Source organism: Amycolatopsis sp. NPDC000009 (assembly GCF_055563465.1).
In genome coordinates, this window is sequence record NZ_JBVHDI010000001.1 from 692,155 (window position 1) to 711,745 (window position 19,591).

The window sequence follows — 19,591 nt, forward strand, 5'->3', positions numbered from 1 at the left end:
CACCAACGGGAGCCGGTCCCGCACCCCGCGCGGGTGCGGGACCGGTCTCACCAGAAGACAGGGGAGAGGGCAATGGGCCAGGGCAGGCGCAAGGACTTCGGGGAGTTCACCGCCAAGCTTGAGAAGCACATCGAGAAGCTGCCCGACTACGCCCAGCGCGCGCAGGAGAAGCTGCAGCGCTACATCCCGCCCTCCGAGCAGGGATCTTCGCGGCCCGCTCAGCCGGCGCCGCCCAAGCCGCGCCCGCAGATGCCCGCGATGCCGGCCATGCCGAAGATCTCCCAGCAGCTGACGTCGATGGCCGCGGGCCAGATCCCGGTCGTCGCCGACGCGAAGGCCAAATGGGCGCGCTGGAACGAACCCGCCGCCAAACTGGAGCGCCGCAAGCGCCGGACTTCGCGGGCGCTCACGTTCTGGATCCTCCTCACATTCCTTTGTGGACTGTTCGCCGTCGTCGCGGGCACCGGCCTGTTGAAGGACGGCCAGGCCGACGTCCTCCAGGCCATCGCGGGCGGCGCGTTCGCCGTCATCTTCGGCACCTTCGGGGTCAAGTCGGGGCTGCGGTTGCGGGAGCTCAAGCGCACCGTGCTGCCCGCCGCGCCCGCCGCTCCGCCGCCGCTGCCTCCGGCACGGTCCGTCGCGCGTGAGCCGATGGAGCGCCTCGCCGAGAGCGAGGCTTCGCTGGCGGAGCTGCTTCGCCAGCTTTCGCAGCCGACGTCGCTCGGCACCATGCCGGTCTCGGAGATCGCCGTCGCGGACGCCCGGACCACCGCCGCTGAGGCCGCGCAGGCGCTGCGCGGGCTGGCCGGCCGGATCCAGGCCATCGAACGCGGACGTGACGCCGCGCCGGAGCGGGAACGCGGCGCCCTCGACGCCGCCGTCAAGCAACTGCGCGAGCAACTCGACGACGGTCTCGACGGTTACGGCGGACTCGTCGCGGCCGCCGGGCACACCGTCGCCGCGAGCTCGGACGGCATGACGTCGTCCAAGGAGCAGCTCTCCGACGCGACCGACAAGCTCGCCGGCCTCGCGATGGCCCTGCGCGAGCTGTCCTGACGCGCGACTCGCGTGCTTGGCGGCGTATCTCGCGTGCTTGAAGGCGTAACTCGTGAGTTACGCCTCCAATCACGTGAGTTACGCGCTCAAGCACGCGAGTTCCGGAAACGGGTAGGCTCTGAGCAGGCGCTTTCCTGGACCATCGTCTCATTCGTCGTCCCTAATACTCCATTGCGTAACGACATGCTCACTGTGTGGTACCGAAACGCTCGCGTGACCCGAATCCGCTGGTGACGGCGACCCGCGATGCTTAACGTTTCTTACATGCACGCAGTGCTTTTCCCAGCTCGGGCCTGAACCCAGCCCGCGTGAGCGGGCGTCCCAGGGTGGTGGACCGGACACAGTGGATCTCGCGCAGTGGTCTTTCTCGTCCCCGCCGAGGAAAGGACGCCCAGTGACGACGCTCCCCCCGGAACCAGAGCCGACCCCCGCTCCTCCTTCCAGTGCCTATCAGCGCGTCATAGCCGCCTACGACCGGATCGTCGAGGTCGACCGGCCCGACGTCTGGATCACCTTGCGTCCCGTGGAAGACGCCCTCGTCGACGCGAAAGCGGTCGACGAACGTCTTCGCGCGGGCGCGGACCTGCCGCTCGCGGGGACGTTGGTGGCGGTCGCCGACGTCATCGACGTCGCCGGCCTTCCCACGGCCGGGGAGGACGTCCGCGGTGCCGGCGCCACCTCCGTGTCCCGGCTGACCGCGGCCGGGGCGGTCGTGATCGGCAAGACCAACTGCGACCGGTTCGGCAGCGACCTCGAGCACACCCACAGCCCGTACGGCGCCGTGAGCGCCGCGCTCAACACCGATCGGGTCTCCGGGAGCGCGAGCAGTGGCGCGGCCGTCGCCGTCGCGCTCGGCCTCGTCGATCTGGCGGTCGGCACGGACACGGCCGGTGCGGGGCGGGTTCCCGCTTCCCTCAACGGGATCGTCGGGTTGAAGCCGACGCTGGGCCTCGTGCCGAAGACCGGCACCGCGCCGTGCGGCGGCATCGCCGTCTTCGCCCGCAGCCTCACCTTGGGGCAGCGCGCGCTGGGGCTGATGACCGGACCCGACGGAATCGACCCGCTCGCCCGCGACTGGCCTCCCGACGTCCGGCTGTCCGCGGGTGACCGGCCGCGGGTGGCGATCCCGGGCTCCGACACGCTCACCGGCCTTTCGCTGCAATCCCGGTCCTCCTTCCTCGGCGCGGTTTCGGCGCTGCGGGCGTCCGGCGCCCGGGTGGAGACGGTGGAGATCTCGGCCTTGCTGACGGTGGGCGGCTTGATCCACGACGACGGCTTCACCGGCGACCGGGAGCGTGTCGCCGAGGCCGGGATGCTCGCGCTCCGAATGCTGTCCGAGTACGACGCCCTCGTCCTTCCCACGGTCGCGAATCATCCCTCGATCGCCGAGGCACTGTCCGATCCGGACGGTGTCGCCAACCGGCTGGAGCGGTTCACGGCGTTCGTCAACCTGCTCGACCTGGCCGCGGTCACGGTGCCGTCGTCGCCGTCGGATCTGGGGCCGTACGGCGTTTCCGTGGTGGTGCGGCCGTTCGACGACCAGGTCGCCATCGACCTCGCCGCCGTGCTCACCGACGAACAGGCCGATTTCCCTTATCCCGCACCGGGTGCGGATCTCGTGGTGTTCGGCGCGCAGCTGCGCGGGCAGCCGTTGAACGGTGGCCTGGTCGCCGCGGGGGCCCGGTTCACCGGCCTGGTCCAGACCGGCGAGGGTTACCGAATGGTGTTGCTGCCCACCGATCCGCCCCAGCCGGGGGTGGTGCCGGTGAGCGCCACGGGCGAGCACACGATGCTCTCCGGTGAACGCTGGCGGCTTTCGCCCGCCGCGCTCGGTGCCTTCGCGGCCACGCTGCCCGCCCCGTTCGTCCTGGGCCGGATCCGGCTGGAGAACGGGGAAACCCCGCTGGCGGTCCTGTGCGACCAGGCCGCCGCGGCGACGGCGACGGAGCTGACGAGGTACCAGTGCTGGCGTGCCTACCTGAGGTTCGTCAGTACGGCCGGGCCGCGAGACCTCGGGCGACCCGCTTGACCAGGCCGGGACCGTGCAGGGCGAACCCGGTGTAGAGCTGGACCAGACCGGCGCCGGCGTCGAGCATCCGGGCGGCGGCGCCGGCGTCGAAGATCCCGCCGACGCCGATGATCGGCAGCTTGCCGCCGGTCTCGTCGTGCACGAACCGCACCACCTCGACCGAGCGCGCGGTGAGCGGGCGGCCGGACAGCCCGCCCGCCTGCTCGCCGACGGCCGCTTCGGTCGGGGCGATCCCTTCGCGTGACAGCGTCGTGTTGGTCGCGATCAGCCCGGCGACACCGTGGTCGAGGCAGACCTCCAGCAGCTCCGCGAGCGCTTCGTCGGTGAGGTCGGGGGCGACCTTCACCAGCACCGGGGTCGGCTTCGCGTCCCCGGCGAGCTCGGCCGAGGTCTTCCGCAGCTCGGCGAGCAGCTCCGCCAGCGCGGACTTGTCCTGCAGCGCCCGCAGCCCCGGCGTGTTCGGGGAACTGACGTTGATCGCGAAGTAGTCGGCGTACGGGTACAGCGCCCGCAGCGAGAACCGGTAGTCCTCGACGGCTTCGTCGAGCGGGGTCACCTTGGACTTGCCGATGCTGACGCCGAGCGGCACCGGCGGTTTCCCGCCTGCGGCCAGTCGGGTGGCGAGCGCCTCCGCGCCCTCGTTGTTGAAGCCCATCCGGTTGATCACCGCGTCGGTCTCGGCGAGGGTGAACAGCCGTGGTTTGTCGTTGCCCGGCTGCGGATGCCGGGTGACCGTGCCGACCTCGACGAAGCCGAAACCGAGCGCGGGCCAGGCGTGCAGGGCGCGGCCGTTCTTGTCCATCCCGGCGGCGAGGCCGACCCGGTTCGGGAAGCGGAGCCCGAGGAAGGTGACCGGATCGTCCGTCCGGTAGACGCGGCCGAGCGCGGCGAGCGCGGGGGAGACCCCGCTCAGCCTGGCGAGTGAGCCGATGGCGCGTTCGTGCACGGTTTCGGGGTCGCTGCCGGAGACCCGGTACAGCGCTGGGCGGACGATCTTGTCGAAGAGCACGCGCCCATCATGCCTGGTGGCCGCCGTGTGGCGTGATCCCGCTTGCGTTACGCCGGTGGCGACGCCTTCCCGGGGTCGAGACGGACGTCTCCCCGTGCTTGAAGGCGGATCACGTGCGGCTCGCCTTCCACTCGTCTTCGAGCATCGCGAAGACGAGTTCGTCACACCACTCGCCCTTCACGATCTCGTTCTGCCGCAGATGCGCTTCCTTCTTCATGCCGAGGCGTTCCATCAGCGCGGCGGAAGAGGTGTTGCGCCCGTCACAGCGGCCGATGATCCGGTGCAGGCCGAGGTCCTCGAACCCGAGCCGCAGCACCTCGATGGCGGCCTCCGCGGCGAGCCCCTTCCCGTGGTGATCGGGATGGAAGACGAACCCGATCTCGCCCTGGCGGTGCTCACTGCTGAGGTACTCGAGGTTCAGGTCGCCGATGAGCTGACCGGTCTCGGTCAGTTCCGCGGCCACCGCCAGGAACTGGCCTTCCTTGGACAGAGTGCTGCTGTGCACCCGTTTGGCGAGCGCGGCGGCGGATTCGGCCCGGCTGCGCGGGCCCCAGTAGAGGTAGCGGGCGACGTCGGCGCGGGACTGGAAGGAGTTGAGTTCGTCGAGATCCGCCGGTGTGAAGGCACGGAGGGTCAGGCGCTGGGTGATGATCGGGAAATCGGGCCTCAGCATGGCGTCAGGCTATCGGAGTAGGCAGGGTTCCTGGGGCGGGAACCGCGGCGGACGGTCCTTCGGGGCGGCAGGCGGCACACCCGGAAACAGGGGTACCCCCGAGGCGGCTCCCGGACGCCGGAATCGGCGGCCGGGCCCGAGCCGGACCGGTGCTCGGGAACCTCGGGGGCCCGGTGACTGCCTGGTATTCGCTGTCAGGCATCACGCGAAGCAGAGACGACGAGCCGAAGGTGGCTCCAACTTGCGTTGTATCGCTGCTCTGAAGTCCTACGCGTGGGGTCCGCTAGCGGACAGCCACCTCACGAGTCCTGTTGGAATACAACTTTGGACCACCTCCTCTCTCGTGTACCGCCACGCTATGCGAGGAGTTCGGGGTCCTGCAACAAGATTTCTTCGATCTCCGTCACCAGGACGGTCTTGTCCGCCGAGGGCAGAAAAGAGGCGTCCACGGCATTCTTCGCGAACAGGGCGATTTCGGCCGCCGTCAGGCCCAGGGTTTCCGCCACCGCCACGTACTCGCCGTCGAGGGTCGCGCCGAACATCGGCGGATCGTCGGTGTTGAGCGTGACCAGGACACCGTGATCGAGCAGCCGTCGCACCGGATGCGCCGCGATCGACCCGAACTGCCCGGTCCGTACGTTCGACGTGGGGCAGACCTCCAGCGGGATCCGTTGCACGGCAAGGTATTCCAGTAGCACCGGATCGGTGTGCGCGCCGACGCCGTGCCCGATCCGCTCGGCGCCGAGATCGTGCACCGCCGACCAGACGGTGGCGGGCCCGGTGGTCTCGCCCGCGTGCGGGACGCTGTGCAGCCCCGCCTCCCTGGCCGCGGTGAAGAAGGGGGCGAACTGCGCGCGGCCGACGCCGACCTCGGGGCCGCCGAGCCCGAAGGAGACCAGGCCTTCGGGGCGTTCGCGGAGCGCGAACACGACCGTCTCGCGACCGGCGACGACCCCCTTCTCGCCGGGAATGTCGAAGCACCAGGCCAGTTCCACCCCGTGGTCGGCCCGCGCCGCGGCCCGTCCGGTGGCGAGCCCCGTGAGGAGATCGTCCGTCGGCATGCCGTCGAGGACGTGGTTGTAGGGCGTCACGGTCACCTCGGCGTAGCGGGCGTTCTGCGCGGCCAGATCCGCCGCCAGCCCGGTGACGAGGGTGTGGATGTCACGGGCGTCGCGCACCAGCGACGTCACCGCCAGGTAGTTCCGGAGGAAATGCGGGAAATCGCGGAAGGTGAAGAACTCGGCGAGTGCCGACGGCTCCGTCGGCACCCCCGCGGCCGGGCGGCGGCGGGCCAGCTCCAGCACCGTGGGCAGGCTGGCCGAACCGACGAGGTGGACGTGGAGTTCGACCTTGGGCAGGGCGTGCACGAACGCGCGCAGCGCCGTGCCCGTGAGGATTCCGGGCATGACAAAGCTCCCTGGGAGAAGAGAAAGGTGACGTGGGGAGGAACGCGCGGCTCAGGGAGCGAGGTCGCCGCGTTCGGTGTCGGCCCCGTACAGCGGGAGCTTGAACAGCGTCACGAGGCCAGCTTAGCCGCTCGGGGACGGCCCGGACTGACAATTCGGGCAGAACCACGTCGGCCTCGCCTGGTGTCCGGCACCCTGGGGAGCGACCTTGAGCCTTCCGCCGCAGCGGAAACAGCCTTGTTTGGTCCGCTCGTACACCCAGTGCTCCCGGCCGCGGCGCAGCTCGCCGGTGGTGGTCTGCGACGTGCGCCAGGCGTTGGCCTTCAGCAGCTTGCGGCCGAGCGCGACGGCCTTCGCGGTGTCCACTTCGGACACCGGCGTCCACGGCGTGACACATAGCAGGAAGCACATCTCGACCTTGTACATGTTCCCGATCCCGGCCATGATCCGCTGATCCAGCAAGGCATCGCCGAGTTCGCGGTCCGGGTCCGCGGCCAGCGCGGCCGCCGCCCGCTCCGCGAGTTCCTCCGTCCACTGTGGATCGAGCAGATCCGGGCCGAGGTGCCCGACCAGACGGCCTTCCTCCTCCGTGGGCACGAGTTCGAGGTCGTGCACGCGGAAACCGATCGCCTGCAGATCCTCGGTGGCGAGGATGACCCTCGCCTGATGGGCCGGATGGCGCCAGCGCGCGCCGGCCCGGTAGACGTCCCACTTGCCGTCCATGCGCAGATGGCTGTGGAGGGTGAGATCACCGGAGAGGCGGGTCAGCAGATGCTTGCCGACCGTGCCGACGCCGAGGACGTCGCGTCCGGCGAGATCCGTCGTCGCCAGCCGAGGGACCCTGAACTCGCCTCGCAGCAGTGTCCTGCCCGCCAACGCCTTGTCGAGGACCTTGCCGGCGAGGAAGACGGTGTCGCCTTCGGGCATCGGACGTCAGCCCGTGCCGGTGTCGCTCAGCTTGGCGGGTGTCTCGGGCTCTTCCTCGCCGCGGACGCGATGCCGTCCGGCCCGGCTGGAGCGCAGGACCTTCGCGAGCACCATGTTGAAGGTGAGCGCGATCTCCTGCGCGCCGGGGGAGTGCCACTCGTGGATCGGGCTGCACGCGCCTTGGGCCTGCTGCACGGCGAGCCTGTCCGGGATGGCCGTCGGCATCACCAGCGGGCCGAAGTTCTCCCGCAGCTCGGCCACGCGGAACTGGTGCTCGTAGGAGCGCACCCGGAGCTTGTTGACCACGACGCCGATCGGCCGCAGCCCCGGGTTCTGCTCTTCGCGGATCTTCTCGATCGCGTCGAGCGCGCGGCGCGCGCCGGAGACGGCGTACATCGTCGGTTCGGTGACGATCAGGGCGCTGTCCGCGGCCACCAGCGCGGAGCGGGTCAGCCTGCCGAGCGAAGGCGGGCAGTCGAGGATCACCAGTTCGTAGGGCTCCTCGCGCAGCGGGTTCGTGTGCAGCTCGTCGAGCGCGCGGGAGAGGTTCTCCAAGCGGCGGCTGTCGGCGTCCGGTTCGTTGAGCATCTCCAGCTCTTCGGCGCCGACGAGGACGTCGATCTGGTCGCTCCACACGCTGGGCGCGATCGCGCGTTCGAGCACCGAGCGCACCGGCGTCTCCAGGACGTCGGCCAGCGTGCGATCGGTGAAGGGCGGGTCCAGCGAGGTGGTGGCGTTGCCCTGCGGGTCGAGGTCGGCCACGAGAGTCCGGGCGCCCCTACGCAGCGCGGCGGACGCGACACCGAGGGCGACCGTCGTTTTACCGACGCCACCCTTCAGGCTGAGAACAGCGACCGTGTGCACTCGATACAGCCTACGGGCAGTCGGCGGGGTGGCTCCTTGGCAAGGTGTCGAACACCGCATCGGACTACACCCGGCGGGCCGGCGAAGGCGGGCATTACCCTGTGCGTTTATGAAGACGGACACCGTGGCCACGCGGGGATCGGGGGCGGTTCGCCGGGTTCTCGAAGCAGAACTCCGGGCCGCACGGGCGCGAGGCGCACAACAGCCGCACGTCGTCGACGTCGGCGGCGGCAGCGGCGGCTGGGCGGTGCCGCTGGCCTCGGCGGGTTGCCTGGTGACCGTGGTCGAGCCGAACCCCAACGCGCTGGCGACCCTGCGCCGCCGCGCCGAGGAAGAGGGCGTCTCCGGCAGCATCACGGTGATCGCCGACGACTCCGACGCGCTCGGCGCCCACGTCGAGGCGGGCTCGGCCGATCTCGTGCTCGCGCACGGGCTGCTCGAAGTCGTCGACGACCCGGCGCTCGTGCTCACCGCGCTGGCCGCGGCCGTGCGCCCCGGTGGCGCCGTGTCGGTGCTGGTCGCGAACCGGCACGCCGCGATCCTGCAGCGCGCGCTGGCCGGACGGCTCGGCGAGGCGCGGGAGCTGCTCGCGGCCGAGAGCGGCGTCCTGGGCGGCGGTCGCGAGACCGTGCTGCGGCGCTTCGACGCGGACGGCCTCCGCGCCCAGCTGGTCGCCGTGGGGCTCGAGGTGACCTCGCTGCAGGGCGACGGCGTCGTGGCGGACTTCGTGCCCGGTGGGGTGCGGGAAGAGGATCTGGCGGAGTTCGAGCTGGCGGCGGCGTCGGTTCCGCCGCTGCGGGACGTCGCCGGCAGGCTGCACGTCCTGGCCCACCGTCCCTGACCACCCACGAGACTGTCGGTGGTCCGGGCTAACGTCCGGGCGTGGGACGAAACGCTGAACTGCCCGGCGGGATGGCCCGCTACCGCGTGACGACCGGCGCCACCACCTGGCCCGACGACACCGGCTGCGGCCTGCTGCACGTCGACATGGACGCCTTCTTCGTGTCCTGTGAGCTGCGCACGCGTCCCGAGCTGGAGGGCAAGCCGGTGGTCGTGTCCGGCGGCGGGCCGAGGTCCGTCGTCGCGGCGGCGAGCTACGCGGCACGCGAGTACGGCGTCCGGTCGGCCATGCCGTTCTCGACGGCCAAGCGGCTCTGCCCCCAGCTGATCTGCATCACGCCGACGCCGGGGCTCTACGGCGAGGTGTCCAAGGGGGTCATGGGGATCTTCCGTGAGCTGACGCCGTTGGTGGAGCCGCTGAGCCTGGACGAGGCGTTCCTGGACGTCAGCGGGGCGCTCAAGCGGCTGGACTCCTCGCCGGCGCGGCTCGGTGCCCGGATCCGGGAGCGGGTGGCCGCCGATTTCGGGATCAGCTGCTCGGTCGGCGTCGCGAAGGTCAAGTTCGTCGCGAAGCTGGCGTCCGGGATGGCGAAACCGGACGGCATGGTCGTCGTCCCCGCGGCCGAGACGCTCGCGTTCCTGCACCCGCTGCCCGTCTCGGCCCTGTGGGGCGTCGGCAAGCGTACCGAGGAGCAGTTGCGGCAGCAGGGCCTCGACACCGTCGCCGACGTCGCGGCCGCTCCGCTGTCCAGGCTGAGGCGGTCGCTCGGGCGGGCGCTGGGGGAGCATCTGTACGCCCTCGCGAACGGACACGACGACCGTAAGGTGGTCCCGGAGTCGCCGGACAAGTCGATCGGCGCCGAAGTGACCTTCGACGTGGATCTTCACGACCGCTCGGCGCTCGGGCTGGAGCTGCTGCGGCTGTCGGAACGCGTCGCCGCCACCCTGCGCCGCCGGGGGCTGCGCGGGCGGACGGTGTCGATCAAGGTCCGGTTCGCGGACTTCAAGACGATCACCCGCGCCAGGACGACCGCCGTCGGGGTGGATGTGGCCCGCGACATCCACCGTACCGCCGTCGAACTCCTCACCGAGCACGCGCCGACGGGCGCAGTCCGCCTGATCGGGGTAAGGGTCGAAGGATTGGACACGGAGAGTGATGGAGAGCAGCTGCTTTTCGCGTCACCCGAACCCCGTTGGCGGGATGCGGAAGTCGCCGCCGACGTCGCGAGGTCGAAGTTCGGTGCCGCCGCGGTGCGGCCCGCGTCACTGCTGACCCCCCGTGACCAGTGACTTCGCCCGCTCGGCCGTCTTCGAGAGAGCCGAGCCGGGTGGTTTCGGGCAATTCGATCCCTACTGGATACGGGATCGGGTAGTCGGACGAGCGCGGGGCTCGTATCCTGGACAGAGACACCCCGCCTGGGGTTGTCTGTTGGGTCCATGACGTTGCGCGGCCCGGCGCCCGCGACAGCTGTGCCGGAGGAGGAAAGATGCCACTCTCCGAGCATGAGCAGCGGCTGCTCGATCAGATCGAGCGCGAGCTCTATGCCGAGGACCCCAAGTTCGCATCCACGGTGCGAGGCACCCGGTTGCGCCGCCCCGCCCGCCGACGGCGTTTGCAGGGCATCGCCCTGTTCGTAGTGGGCGTCGCACTGTTGGTGCTCGGCGTGGTGGTCAACATCCGGGTGGCCGAGATCCCTGTGATCAGCGTGCTCGGGTTCCTCGTGATGTTCTTCGGAGTCATGATGGCCGTCACATCGATTCGGCAAGGAGCCGAAACGGAAGACGGCAAGGACAGCGGTGGCCAGGGGGCCGGCGGGGGTGGCGGCAAGGCCTCCCCGCGCCGGAGCTCGTTCACCCAGCGCATGGAAGAGCGCTTCCGCCAGCGCTTCGAGGAGCAATAGCTCCCACACACGCGAACATGCCGGCAGGGCCACGCCCTGCCGGCATGTTCGCGTCGTCGTGAGTGGCAGGAACCCGCAGCAAGTACGTGAAGGCCCCCTTCACTGCGCTAGACGCAATGAAGGGGGCCTTCACGTACTTGGGCGGCGGGACCGAACGCCCGCCGCAACCCGCGACGCCTACTTGCCTCGCCGCAGCGAGCGCGGGAACAGGCGGCCCTTCCACGACATCGGTGCGTTGCGCTTCAGGCTCTTGCGGACCTCGTCGAAGGCCGGGCCCAGCGTCTGGTCGTCCGCGGGCTGGTCCGAGTACCAGGACCGCTCCACGACACCGATGACCGTCCGCAGGCCGGCGCGGCCCTCGTCGTCCAGACGGTGCTTCTCGACGACCTTCCGGCCCGCCACGCGCACCGTGTCGCCGTCGGAGAGCGGCAGGCCGCGGTCCGCGCATTCGTCCATCAGCTCGTGCCACGCCGCGTCGGCAGCGGCGGGGGAGCGGGACGCGATCTTCTGCAGTCGCAGCCGTCGCTTGATCTCCCGGATCGCCGTCGGCGTACCGAGCCCGCCGAGGACCACGACCAGCACCAGCGCGAACCACCACGACACCCACGCCGCCAGGAACGCGAACGCCGCCACCCACAGCCCGATCGCGATCAGCGGCAGCCAGTTCGTGACGTTCTGGTTGTCCAGGAACCCGTGTTCCGGTGCGGGCGAGTCCGCGGACGAGGACGGCCGCATCAGCGCCCGGTATCTCAACCGCGACCGCACGATCGCGATCACGGTCAGCGCGGCGGCCAGCCCACCGAGGATCCCGGCGAGGATCGCGGGCCACAGCGGCTCTTCCTCCGGCTGGCCCGTGCCGCCGTCCGCGCCGAGGTCGGCGCCCGGGTCGCGGGGCGTGCCGGTGGCGGGAGCGCTCGAGGCGGGCGCGCTCGGCACTTCCTGGGTGTCGTTGGTCGTGGAGCTGCCGGCGTCGTTCTGCAGGTACGGCGGGACGACCGCGCGCCCGTCGAGCAGCGGGGTCGGGTCGAAGCTGACCCAGCCCTTCGTCTGGAAGTAGACCTCGACCCACGCGTGCGCGTCCTCGGAGGTGATCGAGAGGTAGTCGCCCTTCGGGGTCCCGGAGGTGAACCCGATGGCGACCCGCGACGGGATGCCGATCGAGCGCAGCATCACGGCCATCGCGGACGCGTACTGCTCACAGAACCCGCGCTTGCCGTTGAGGATGAAGTCGGCCAGCGCGTCGGAGTCGGTGGCGTCCGCGGTCTTGGTGTCGTAGACGAAACCGTTCTGCGCGGTGAAGAAGGACCAGAGCGCCTGCGCCTTGTCGAAGTTGTTCGTCTCGTTTTCCGTCAGCTGCTTGGCCTTCGCGACCACGCGGGGATCGACCCGGTCGACCTGGGTGAACTGCGGCGGCACCTCGGCCAGGCGGGCGTCGTCGAGCCGGAGTTCGTCCTTCTTCGGGTTCTCGATGGACGCGGTCTCGGTGTAGGCGGGCGCGTTCTGCTTGGTCGTGGTGAACACGGCGCCGCCGACCGGGTCGTACAGCCAGTTGTCGGCCAGTCCGGTGAGCGCCCTCGGCGCCCCGTAGATCGGTAGCCAGTTGTCGACCCAGTTCGTCGGTTCGATCCGGATCTCCCGCGCGGGACCGGAACCGTCGTCGCCCGGAGCGGGCGGGAGGCCCTTGTTGGCCTGCACACCCTGCTGGGCGCGGCCGTTCTGCGCGAGCCCCCAGCCCTTGTTCGGCGTGTAGGTGTCGAGGGTGAAGGCGCGCAGCAGCCGTTTGTCCGCGCCCATTCCGTAGACCTTGAACAGCTCGACGTTCTCACCCTGGTCGAGCAGGCCGCGCAGCTGCGTGAACGGCTCGACGCCGAATCCGCCCGCGCCACCGCGGCCAGAGCCGGTCCCGCCGGGAAGGCTGCCGACCGTGCCGACCCCGGTCACGGCCGTGCCGATCACCAGCCCCATCGCGATCGCGGCGGCGACCACACCGACGGGGGCCGACAACGTGCTCGCCGAGTTGCCCAGCCCCGGCGCGTCCCGGTTGCGCCAGCGGCGATGCCGGTGGTTGCCGTCGACGGCGAGCAGTGCGGCGAACGCGGCCGCGCCGAGCAGGAACGTCCACCACGGCAGCATGTCCTCGGCCAGCGCGGCCGGGACGGCGTACACGCACAGCAGGACCAGGCCGGTCGCGGCGGGCGCGGCGGCGGCCACGGCCAGCGTGTCGACCAGCACCGCGACCAGGCCGATCGCGATGGTGACCAGGCAGAGGATCGGCGGGGTGCCCTCCACCGGCGGCAGGCCGACGCGGATCTGCTCGGCCGCCGCGGCGAGCACGCCGCGCAGTTCCCCGAACGCGTCCGGGCCGGGGAAGATCTTCAGGATCCCGCTCGTGGTGAACGCCCCGGTGATCAGCAGCAACAGCACCAGTAGCTGCGCCAGGCCGACGACGATGGTCGGCGCGCGCAGCGAGCGCAGGGCGAGCCCGGTCGAGGCGATCAGCACGACGGCGACCAGCAGGTAGCCGAACCACGCCCAGCCGGAGACCACGCCGGTGAGCGAGGTGGAGGCGAACAGCGTGGCGAGCCCGGCGGCGACCGGCGCGAGCACGCTGCTCGTCCAGACCGGGGGTGGGGCGGCCGGGCGCGGTTTGGGGGTGTGCGGCCGGGGTGGCGCGGTCGCGGTCACAGGCCGCCTCCGATCAGCGTGCCCCGGCGGGTGGCCGTCTGGCAGAGCTCGGCCCAGACCTGCGGCATCGGCGATCCGGGGCCGGCGACGACGACGCCCCAGCCCGCGGCCCGCAGCAGCGCCACCGATTCCTCGGTGGCGGCGGCCCGGTTCTCGGGCCGGTTGACGCCGGACGACCAGCCGGGGGTGTCGAGCAGCACGGCGAGGCTCCGGATCCCGCGCGGGCGGTACCGGGACAGCTCGTGCACGGATTCGTTGCTGACGGTGCCGAGCACCGCGATGAGTTCCTGTCCCTCGGCCGGGTCGTGGCCGAGGGTGATGTCGCGCTGGTGCGCGGGCTGGAGCGCGGCGAGGACGTCGAGCACGACGTTGTCGTAGTGCTCGCCACCCTCGCCGGGGGTGTCGGCCAGGGTCTGGCCGTGTTCGGTGATCAGCCGGACCCGGTGACCGGAACGGCGCAGGTGCAGGGACACCGAAGCGGCGAACGAGACGGCCCATTCGAGGCTCGCCGCGGGACCGGTGCCGTGGTGCGCCGCCGCGCGGTGGTCCAGCAGCACCGTGGTGCCGCCGCGCCACGGCCGTTCCTCGACGCGGACCATGATCTCGTCGCGGCGGGCGGTCGAGCGCCAGTGGACCTTCCGCAGGTCGTCGCCCTGCCGGTACTGCCGGACGATCACGTCCGATTCGCCCTGTCCGGCGTGCAGGCGGATGCTGCCGTCGTCGCCCGCGCCGATCCCGGCGCCGCTGGGCAGCCCCCACAGGCCGGCCACCTTCGGCACGACGACCAGCCGGGAATGCCCGATCAGCTCACGTTCGAACTCGCACAGCCCGAACGGGTCGGTGATCGTCGCCCGCAGCGGGCCGACCTGCTGGATCCCGCGCAGCACCGGCTGCAGCGGGTAGCGCAGCGCGACCCGGCGGTCGTGGGGAAGGCGTTCGACGACGAACCGCGGCCGCGAACCCAGCGCGTACGGCACGCCGTCTTCGAGCAGCACCTCGCCCGCCGGGAGCCTGCCGTCACGCCAGAGTTCGAGCTGGACCTCGCCCGGCGAACCGACCGAGACCCGCTCCGGGCGCAGCGAACGGGCCGCGCCCAGCCGCAGCCGGGTCGCCGAGATGAAGAAGGCGACCAGCAGCGGCAGGGCGATGACGAACACCGCGACGCGCAGCAGATCCCGTTCGTTGAGCACGAACGAGCACACCGCCGCGGCCACGCCGGCGGCGAGGAGGCAGCGGCCGCGTGTGGTCAGGCCGGACAGAGCACGCAGCATGGCGCTATTCCTCGTGTGTCAGCGGTTCGAGCCCTGCGGAACGGGAACGCGGTGCAGGATCGCGCGGACCACGTCGGTGGCCGACCGGCGGGCGGCGTGCGCCTCGGTGGTGAGCACCATGCGGTGGGCCAGCACCGGGACCGCGACCGTGTGCAGGTCGTCCGGGACGACGAACTCGCGGCCCGAGAGCGCGGCCTGCGCGCGGGCCGCGCGGACCAGCTGCAGGGTCGCCCGCGGCGAGGCGCCGAGACGGATCTCCGGCACCTGACGGGTCGCGGCCACCAGGTCGACGGCGTACCGGCGGATCTCCGGCGACATGTGCACCGACCGCACCGTCTCGATCAGCCGCTGCACCGACTCACGGTCGGAGACGGGCTCGAGTTCGGCCAGCGGGTTGTGCCCGGCGTGCTCGTCGACCATGGCCAGTTCGGCCTGCTGGTCGGGGTAGCCGATGGACACCCGCGCGGTGAACCGGTCCCGCTGGGCCTCGGGCAGCGCGTAGGTGCCCTCCATCTCGATGGGGTTCTGGGTGGCGATCACCATGAACGGCTCTTCGAGGTGGTAGGTCGAGGTGTCGACGGTGACCTGGTGCTCTTCCATGCATTCGAGCAGGGCCGACTGCGTCTTCGGCGAGGCGCGGTTGATCTCGTCGCCGACCACGATGTTCGCGAACACCGGGCCGGGGCGGAACTCGAACTCGCCGCTCTGCCGGTTGTAGATGGACACCCCGGTGACGTCGCTGGGCAACAGGTCGGGGGTGAACTGGATCCGGCTGACGGTGCAGTCGATCGAGCGGGCCAGCGCCTTCGCCAGCGAGGTCTTGCCGACCCCGGGGACGTCTTCGACGAGGAGGTGGCCTTCGGCGAGCAGGGTCACGAGCGCGATGCGGATGACGTCGGGTTTGCCGACGAGTACCCGCTCCACGTTGGCGGCGATCCGCCGCGCGGTCTCGTGCAGTTCGTCCAGCGACGCCCTGGCGTCACGGCCGTTCTGCCGACCGCTGACCGAGCCGGCGCCCGTGGGGTACGGGGCTTGCCCGGTTGCCTGCTCACCCTGCTGTTCGCCGGGCGTCGCAGACTGGATTCTCGACGTCACTCGACCTCCTGATGCCGCGTGGCTGGTTTCCGCTGGGTCCTCTGCCGGACCGTTCAGTCCCCCGGGCAGCGGTCAGCCTCCCACGAAGTGTGTCAAACTCGGGCGAACTCGTGGGGGGAACCCCGCCAACCCCAGTCGATGACTCTGTGCAACCGGAGACCTTACCTCGATCGGGTGAGTTGAGCGCGTTTTCGGGTGCTCCCGCTGACGCCTTGTTTTGTCGTATGCTCCGGTGCGAGGTCGCTCGACTACGGAGAGGCGTAATCGCATATGAGCGAGGTGAGTACCGCCAAGCCCCGGTTCGATCTGAGCGGATTCGCGGTCGCGCCGGAGCTGGCGGCGGACGCCCACGCGAAGATCTCCGCCCTGCAGGACGTGGTCGGCCAGATGGTCCGCGAGGCCAAGGTGCTCGGCCGCACGGTTCCCCTCGGCGGGGGATACGCGGACGAGGTCGGCAGGTTCATGGCGCAGTACGGGATCGGCGCCGAAGGCTCCGCGGTCGAAGCGCTCACGGCCTTCGGCAAGGAACTCGAGGCGCTCAAGAACCGGATCGAGAAGGCGCTGGCGAAGTACACCCGGCAGGATGAACAAGCGGCGGCGGACGTGGACTGTGTCGGCGGCTGAACCCATGAACTCCCGCCTTGTCGCACTCGGCTTCCTCGTCCTGCTGACAGTGTCCGCTTGTGGGCAAGGGGTCGCAGGTCAGGCGCCGGTTCCGAGTATGACGACGCTACGCGGCGGCGCTTCCGCCGCGGCCACGGTCCCGCCGGCGGTCCTGGATCCGTGCGCGCTGCTCGGCCCGCAGGACCGCTCGACGGCCGGGATCGCCGTGCTCGGCGTCGCGAAGGAGATCAACGGCGCCCGCGCCTGCGACTGGACGGTGCCCGCGACCTTCGGCGTCACCATCACCGTGGACGAGCGCAACGGCCTGAAGGATCTCGAGGTCGCGCGCAAGACCGCCACCAGGACCAAGGTCGGCGACCGGGACGCCCTCAAGGTCGCCGACAAGAAGGCCGCCGATGGGACCTGCGCGATCCTGCTCGGCATGGGGGAGAAGGCGAGCGTCCAGATCGACGTGAGCAACACGAACTTCACCGACACCCCGCTCGCCTGCGAGCGCGCGGTGAAGGTGGCGGGACTGGCCGAACCCAAACTGCCTTAGGAGAAGGTGCCGTGCCTGAAGGAGAGACGCCGGGCCGCGAGGTCCCGGTCGCGGCCACGCGGTACGAGGCCTACAGCCACGAAGCGCTGGCCGCCGAGGTCGAAGCGGGCAACGACCCCGAGGCGGCGGGCGGGATCGGCGCCGCCTGGGACGCGCTCGCGCGGCGCATGCACGACGCGACGTCCGAGCTGGCCGGGCTGGTCGGCAGCAGTGAAGAGAACTGGCGCGGCGAAGCGGGCGACGCGCTCCGCGGTGTGCTGGCCACCGCGTCCGGCTGGCTGACCTGGTCCGCCGACATCTCGTCCGCGCTCGGGAAGGCCGTCTCCGGGCAGGCCGAAGCGGCGGCGCGGGCCCGTGCCGACATGCCGCCCCCGGTGGACTACGACCCCGGCGCGATGATCCGCGGCGCCGCCGCCGGCGGGAACCTCGCGCTCCTCGCCGCGCTCGCCGACGAGATGGAGGCCAAGCACGCGGAGGCCGAGGAGGCGCGGCGCAAGGCCGTCGACGTCATGAACACCCGCGATGCCTCCCTGCGTTCGCTGACCCCGGAGGTCTCCTTCGGGAAGCCGCCCGAGCTGGGGCGGTCTTGATCCGCGTTTCCGCGTCGGCGTTCGACGTCCTCTGGACCGACCTGGGACACGCGGCCCCGCCGTGGCCGCTGTCCGTGCGCAGTGTCGGCGTCACGGAAGCGGAACGCGCCGAGATCCGCGGCGCGGTCTACGAAAACCTCGCCGAACGGGGCCTTTACGACGGGGACCGGCTCGACGCCGCCCTGGAAGCGCGTCTGGACCTGCTCGCGCGCGCCGAGGTCTACGTCGAATGCGAGGCGCTGGCCGACATGACCGCCGAGACCCCCTTCCGCGCGGTCGCGGCCGCGCGCGGACGGCACGGTGTGCTGGCCACGCAGCCGGAACAGACCATCGCGCTGTCCGGGATCACCGACGGCGAAGTGTTCGCCGCGATCGTCGGCGTCCTGCCGGAACTGCGGCCCGGCCCCGGCTACGGGGTCAGCCTCCCCGCGGCACGGTTCGACGACGACCTGGAGGACCCGGTGTTCGGCGACGGCGGGCGATCGTCGGCTTCGGACAGTCAGCTGCGCGAAGTGCTCGCGATCCAGGCGCGGCCCGTCTACAGCGCGGGCCAGTTCACCGTGCGGACCCGCGGCCGGGACGGCCGGGCGCATCGGGCCGGCGGGCTGACCTGGTTCGACACCGACGTCGGCGCGTACTGCGCGGCGCGGTCCGAGGGCCGCGGCGGGCAGGCGTGGGTGAACGTGTCCCCTGTGGACGGTCCCCGGCTGGCCGCGCGGCTGGCTTCGCTGCTGGACGAGGACCGCTAGGTCGTGGTGCCGCGTTGGAACCGATGCCGGTGATCGGGGAACCGGGTGAAGGCCGGCGTCGTGAGGGTCCTTTCGCGTGCTTGATCGGACGACACGCGTGATCCGATGGACGACACGCGTGACTGGATGGACGACACGCGTCTGCGGCCGGGTCCGCCGCGAGTCGTCCGTCTGATCACGTGTGTCGTCCATCGGATCACGTGAAACCGCCCGACTGTGGAAACCCAAGGACTGGCGTGGGGTCGGCCGCCGGGCATGAACGGACGCAGGCGCAAGCGCCGATGACCGCGCGTCGGTGAAGGATCCGGGACACTCGACGTCCCGGATCCTTCACCGACGATGCCTCGGGCCGTGTCCTTTGTCGACACGGGTCATGGGATGAACCCACGTCACCCTCCACAGTGTCCTTGGGTGTCCTGGCGCCGTCCCCACCGCGCCCCACCGGATTCCCCACTTTCACCCCCACTTCGCCCCACAGCAGGGTTCCGGCTGCCGATATCCGGACGTGTCAGGCATGGATGAGGTTGCTTCGATACCCGCCCAGGGGGATCTTGGCCACCGTCCCCCACCGAGCCCCCACCTGGCCCCACCTGGCTGACCAGCGAAAACGTCTGACACGACGGAGTGGTCGCGGCTTTTGCCGCGTTGACTGTGGTGAAAAGTGGGGTACGGTGGTGCGCAGTGGGGCAGAAGGGAGCCCCGTGGCCGAGCTCGGTTGTTCGCAGCCGGGATCGGTAGGGAGGTGGAGCCGGTGTTCCTCGGCACCCACACCCCGAAACTGGACGACAAAGGGCGGCTCACGCTGCCCGCGAAGTTCCGCGACGCGCTCGCCGGTGGGCTGATGGTCACCAAGGGACAGGATCACTGTCTCTTCGTCTTCCCCCGGGCCGAGTTCGAGCAGATGGCGAGGAAGGTCGCCGACGCCCCGTTCACGAACGAGGCGGTCCGGGCCTACCAGCGTTATCTCTTCGCCGGGACGGACGAGCAACGCCCGGACGGGCAAGGACGTATCGCGATCGCGTCCGAGCTCCGGCGCTACGCCGGGCTGAACAAGGAGTGCGTGGTGATCGGGGCGATCACCAGGCTGGAGATCTGGGACGCCCAAGCGTGGCAGGGCTACCTGGACGAACACGAGGACAGCTACGCGAAGGCTCGAGAGGAAGTTCTGCCGGGCGTCTTCTAGACGTGGCCGAGGAAGCACCCACGCCGTCGGGGGGCGCGGGTTCACGCTTCGGGCACACCGGAAGCCGTCCACACGGATGCCGTGAGGCCTCTGTCCGCTCAGTGGCCCTGGTACACCTTCCCCGGTACCAGGTCAGCAGGCGGGCGGACAG

General features: G+C 70.9%; 18 protein-coding genes. 10 read left to right on the forward strand and 8 right to left on the reverse strand.

The genetic code is table 11. The annotated features are described in order from the left end of the window. The first annotated feature begins 72 nt into the window (after window positions 1-72). Window positions 73-1,056 carry a phage shock envelope stress response protein PspM gene (pspM, locus tag ACZ3HL_RS03545; RefSeq protein ID WP_465528550.1) on the forward strand — a complete coding sequence of 328 codons (984 nt, stop codon included), beginning with the start codon at window positions 73-75 and terminating at the stop codon, window positions 1,054-1,056. A 394-nt stretch (window positions 1,057-1,450) separates the two neighbouring features. Next, a complete protein-coding gene (locus tag ACZ3HL_RS03550; protein ID WP_465528552.1) occupies window positions 1,451-3,085 on the forward strand; it encodes an amidase family protein in 1,635 nt (544 codons plus the stop codon). Here ACZ3HL_RS03550 and ACZ3HL_RS03555 read toward each other — a convergent pair. The 5 genes from ACZ3HL_RS03555 to ACZ3HL_RS03575 all read right to left on the reverse strand — a co-directional run bounded on the left by ACZ3HL_RS03555 (window position 3,045) and on the right by ACZ3HL_RS03575 (window position 7,964). Beyond that, window positions 3,045-4,094, reverse strand: a complete 1,050-nt coding sequence (locus ACZ3HL_RS03555; protein ID WP_465528554.1) for a quinone-dependent dihydroorotate dehydrogenase — start codon at window positions 4,092-4,094, stop codon at window positions 3,045-3,047. The two genes, ACZ3HL_RS03550 and ACZ3HL_RS03555, sit on opposite strands and share 41 nt — an antisense overlap. A gap of 109 nt (window positions 4,095-4,203) precedes the next feature. Continuing rightward, on the reverse strand, window positions 4,204-4,767 hold the full coding sequence (locus ACZ3HL_RS03560) for a GNAT family N-acetyltransferase (RefSeq protein ID WP_465528556.1): 564 nt from the start codon (window positions 4,765-4,767) through the stop codon (window positions 4,204-4,206). Window positions 4,768-5,123: 356 nt separating this feature from the next. Continuing rightward, complete coding sequence (gene add / locus ACZ3HL_RS03565; RefSeq protein WP_465528558.1) at window positions 5,124-6,173, reverse strand: adenosine deaminase; 1,050 nt, start codon at window positions 6,171-6,173, stop codon at window positions 5,124-5,126. Window positions 6,174-6,296: 123 nt separating this feature from the next. After that, window positions 6,297-7,100: a DNA-formamidopyrimidine glycosylase family protein gene (locus ACZ3HL_RS03570; protein ID WP_465528560.1), complete on the reverse strand. Its 804-nt coding sequence runs from the start codon at window positions 7,098-7,100 to the stop codon at window positions 6,297-6,299. Between the two features lie 6 nt (window positions 7,101-7,106). Then, window positions 7,107-7,964, reverse strand: a complete 858-nt coding sequence (locus ACZ3HL_RS03575) for a ParA family protein (protein WP_063273758.1) — start codon at window positions 7,962-7,964, stop codon at window positions 7,107-7,109. Between the two features lie 109 nt (window positions 7,965-8,073). Here ACZ3HL_RS03575 and ACZ3HL_RS03580 point away from each other — a divergent pair, with 109 nt between their 5' ends. The 3 genes from ACZ3HL_RS03580 to ACZ3HL_RS03590 all read left to right on the forward strand — a co-directional run bounded on the left by ACZ3HL_RS03580 (window position 8,074) and on the right by ACZ3HL_RS03590 (window position 10,705). Beyond that, complete coding sequence (locus ACZ3HL_RS03580; protein ID WP_465411938.1) at window positions 8,074-8,805, forward strand: methyltransferase domain-containing protein; 732 nt, start codon at window positions 8,074-8,076, stop codon at window positions 8,803-8,805. Between the two features lie 71 nt (window positions 8,806-8,876). Further along, window positions 8,877-10,094, forward strand: coding sequence for a DNA polymerase IV (dinB, locus tag ACZ3HL_RS03585; protein ID WP_465529097.1), 1,218 nt, complete (start codon window positions 8,877-8,879; stop codon window positions 10,092-10,094). 197 nt (window positions 10,095-10,291) lie between these two features. Next, window positions 10,292-10,705 (forward strand): DUF3040 domain-containing protein, encoded by a 414-nt coding sequence (locus tag ACZ3HL_RS03590; protein WP_465411939.1) that lies wholly within the window; start codon window positions 10,292-10,294, stop codon window positions 10,703-10,705. Between the two features lie 177 nt (window positions 10,706-10,882). On the opposite strand, the gene ACZ3HL_RS03595 is transcribed toward ACZ3HL_RS03590, so the two are convergent. The 3 genes from ACZ3HL_RS03595 to ACZ3HL_RS03605 are packed head-to-tail and all read right to left on the reverse strand — an operon-like array spanning window position 10,883 to window position 15,756. Then, window positions 10,883-13,390 (reverse strand): transglutaminase TgpA family protein, encoded by a 2,508-nt coding sequence (locus ACZ3HL_RS03595; protein ID WP_465411940.1) that lies wholly within the window; start codon window positions 13,388-13,390, stop codon window positions 10,883-10,885. Further along, on the reverse strand, window positions 13,387-14,661 hold the full coding sequence (locus ACZ3HL_RS03600; protein ID WP_465411941.1) for a DUF58 domain-containing protein: 1,275 nt from the start codon (window positions 14,659-14,661) through the stop codon (window positions 13,387-13,389). Before ACZ3HL_RS03600 ends, ACZ3HL_RS03595 begins: the two co-directional genes overlap by 4 nt. A gap of 18 nt (window positions 14,662-14,679) precedes the next feature. Further along, a complete protein-coding gene (locus tag ACZ3HL_RS03605; protein WP_465411942.1) occupies window positions 14,680-15,756 on the reverse strand; it encodes an AAA family ATPase in 1,077 nt (358 codons plus the stop codon). A gap of 270 nt (window positions 15,757-16,026) precedes the next feature. On the opposite strand from ACZ3HL_RS03605, the gene ACZ3HL_RS03610 reads away from it, so the two are divergent. From ACZ3HL_RS03610 to mraZ, 5 genes are all read left to right on the forward strand, one after another. Further along, window positions 16,027-16,380: a hypothetical protein gene (locus tag ACZ3HL_RS03610; protein ID WP_126734978.1), complete on the forward strand. Its 354-nt coding sequence runs from the start codon at window positions 16,027-16,029 to the stop codon at window positions 16,378-16,380. A gap of 4 nt (window positions 16,381-16,384) precedes the next feature. Continuing rightward, complete coding sequence (locus ACZ3HL_RS03615; protein WP_465528562.1) at window positions 16,385-16,918, forward strand: DUF3558 domain-containing protein; 534 nt, start codon at window positions 16,385-16,387, stop codon at window positions 16,916-16,918. Window positions 16,919-16,929: 11 nt separating this feature from the next. Then, window positions 16,930-17,508 carry a PPE domain-containing protein gene (locus ACZ3HL_RS03620; protein WP_465411944.1) on the forward strand — a complete coding sequence of 193 codons (579 nt, stop codon included), beginning with the start codon at window positions 16,930-16,932 and terminating at the stop codon, window positions 17,506-17,508. After that, complete coding sequence (locus ACZ3HL_RS03625; RefSeq protein ID WP_465528564.1) at window positions 17,505-18,257, forward strand: ESX secretion-associated protein EspG; 753 nt, start codon at window positions 17,505-17,507, stop codon at window positions 18,255-18,257. The genes ACZ3HL_RS03620 and ACZ3HL_RS03625 overlap by 4 nt, the downstream gene beginning before the upstream one ends. Before the next feature lie 751 nt (window positions 18,258-19,008). Then, window positions 19,009-19,440, forward strand: a complete 432-nt coding sequence (mraZ, locus tag ACZ3HL_RS03630; protein ID WP_005156436.1) for a division/cell wall cluster transcriptional repressor MraZ — start codon at window positions 19,009-19,011, stop codon at window positions 19,438-19,440. Window positions 19,441-19,591: the final 151 nt, after the last annotated feature.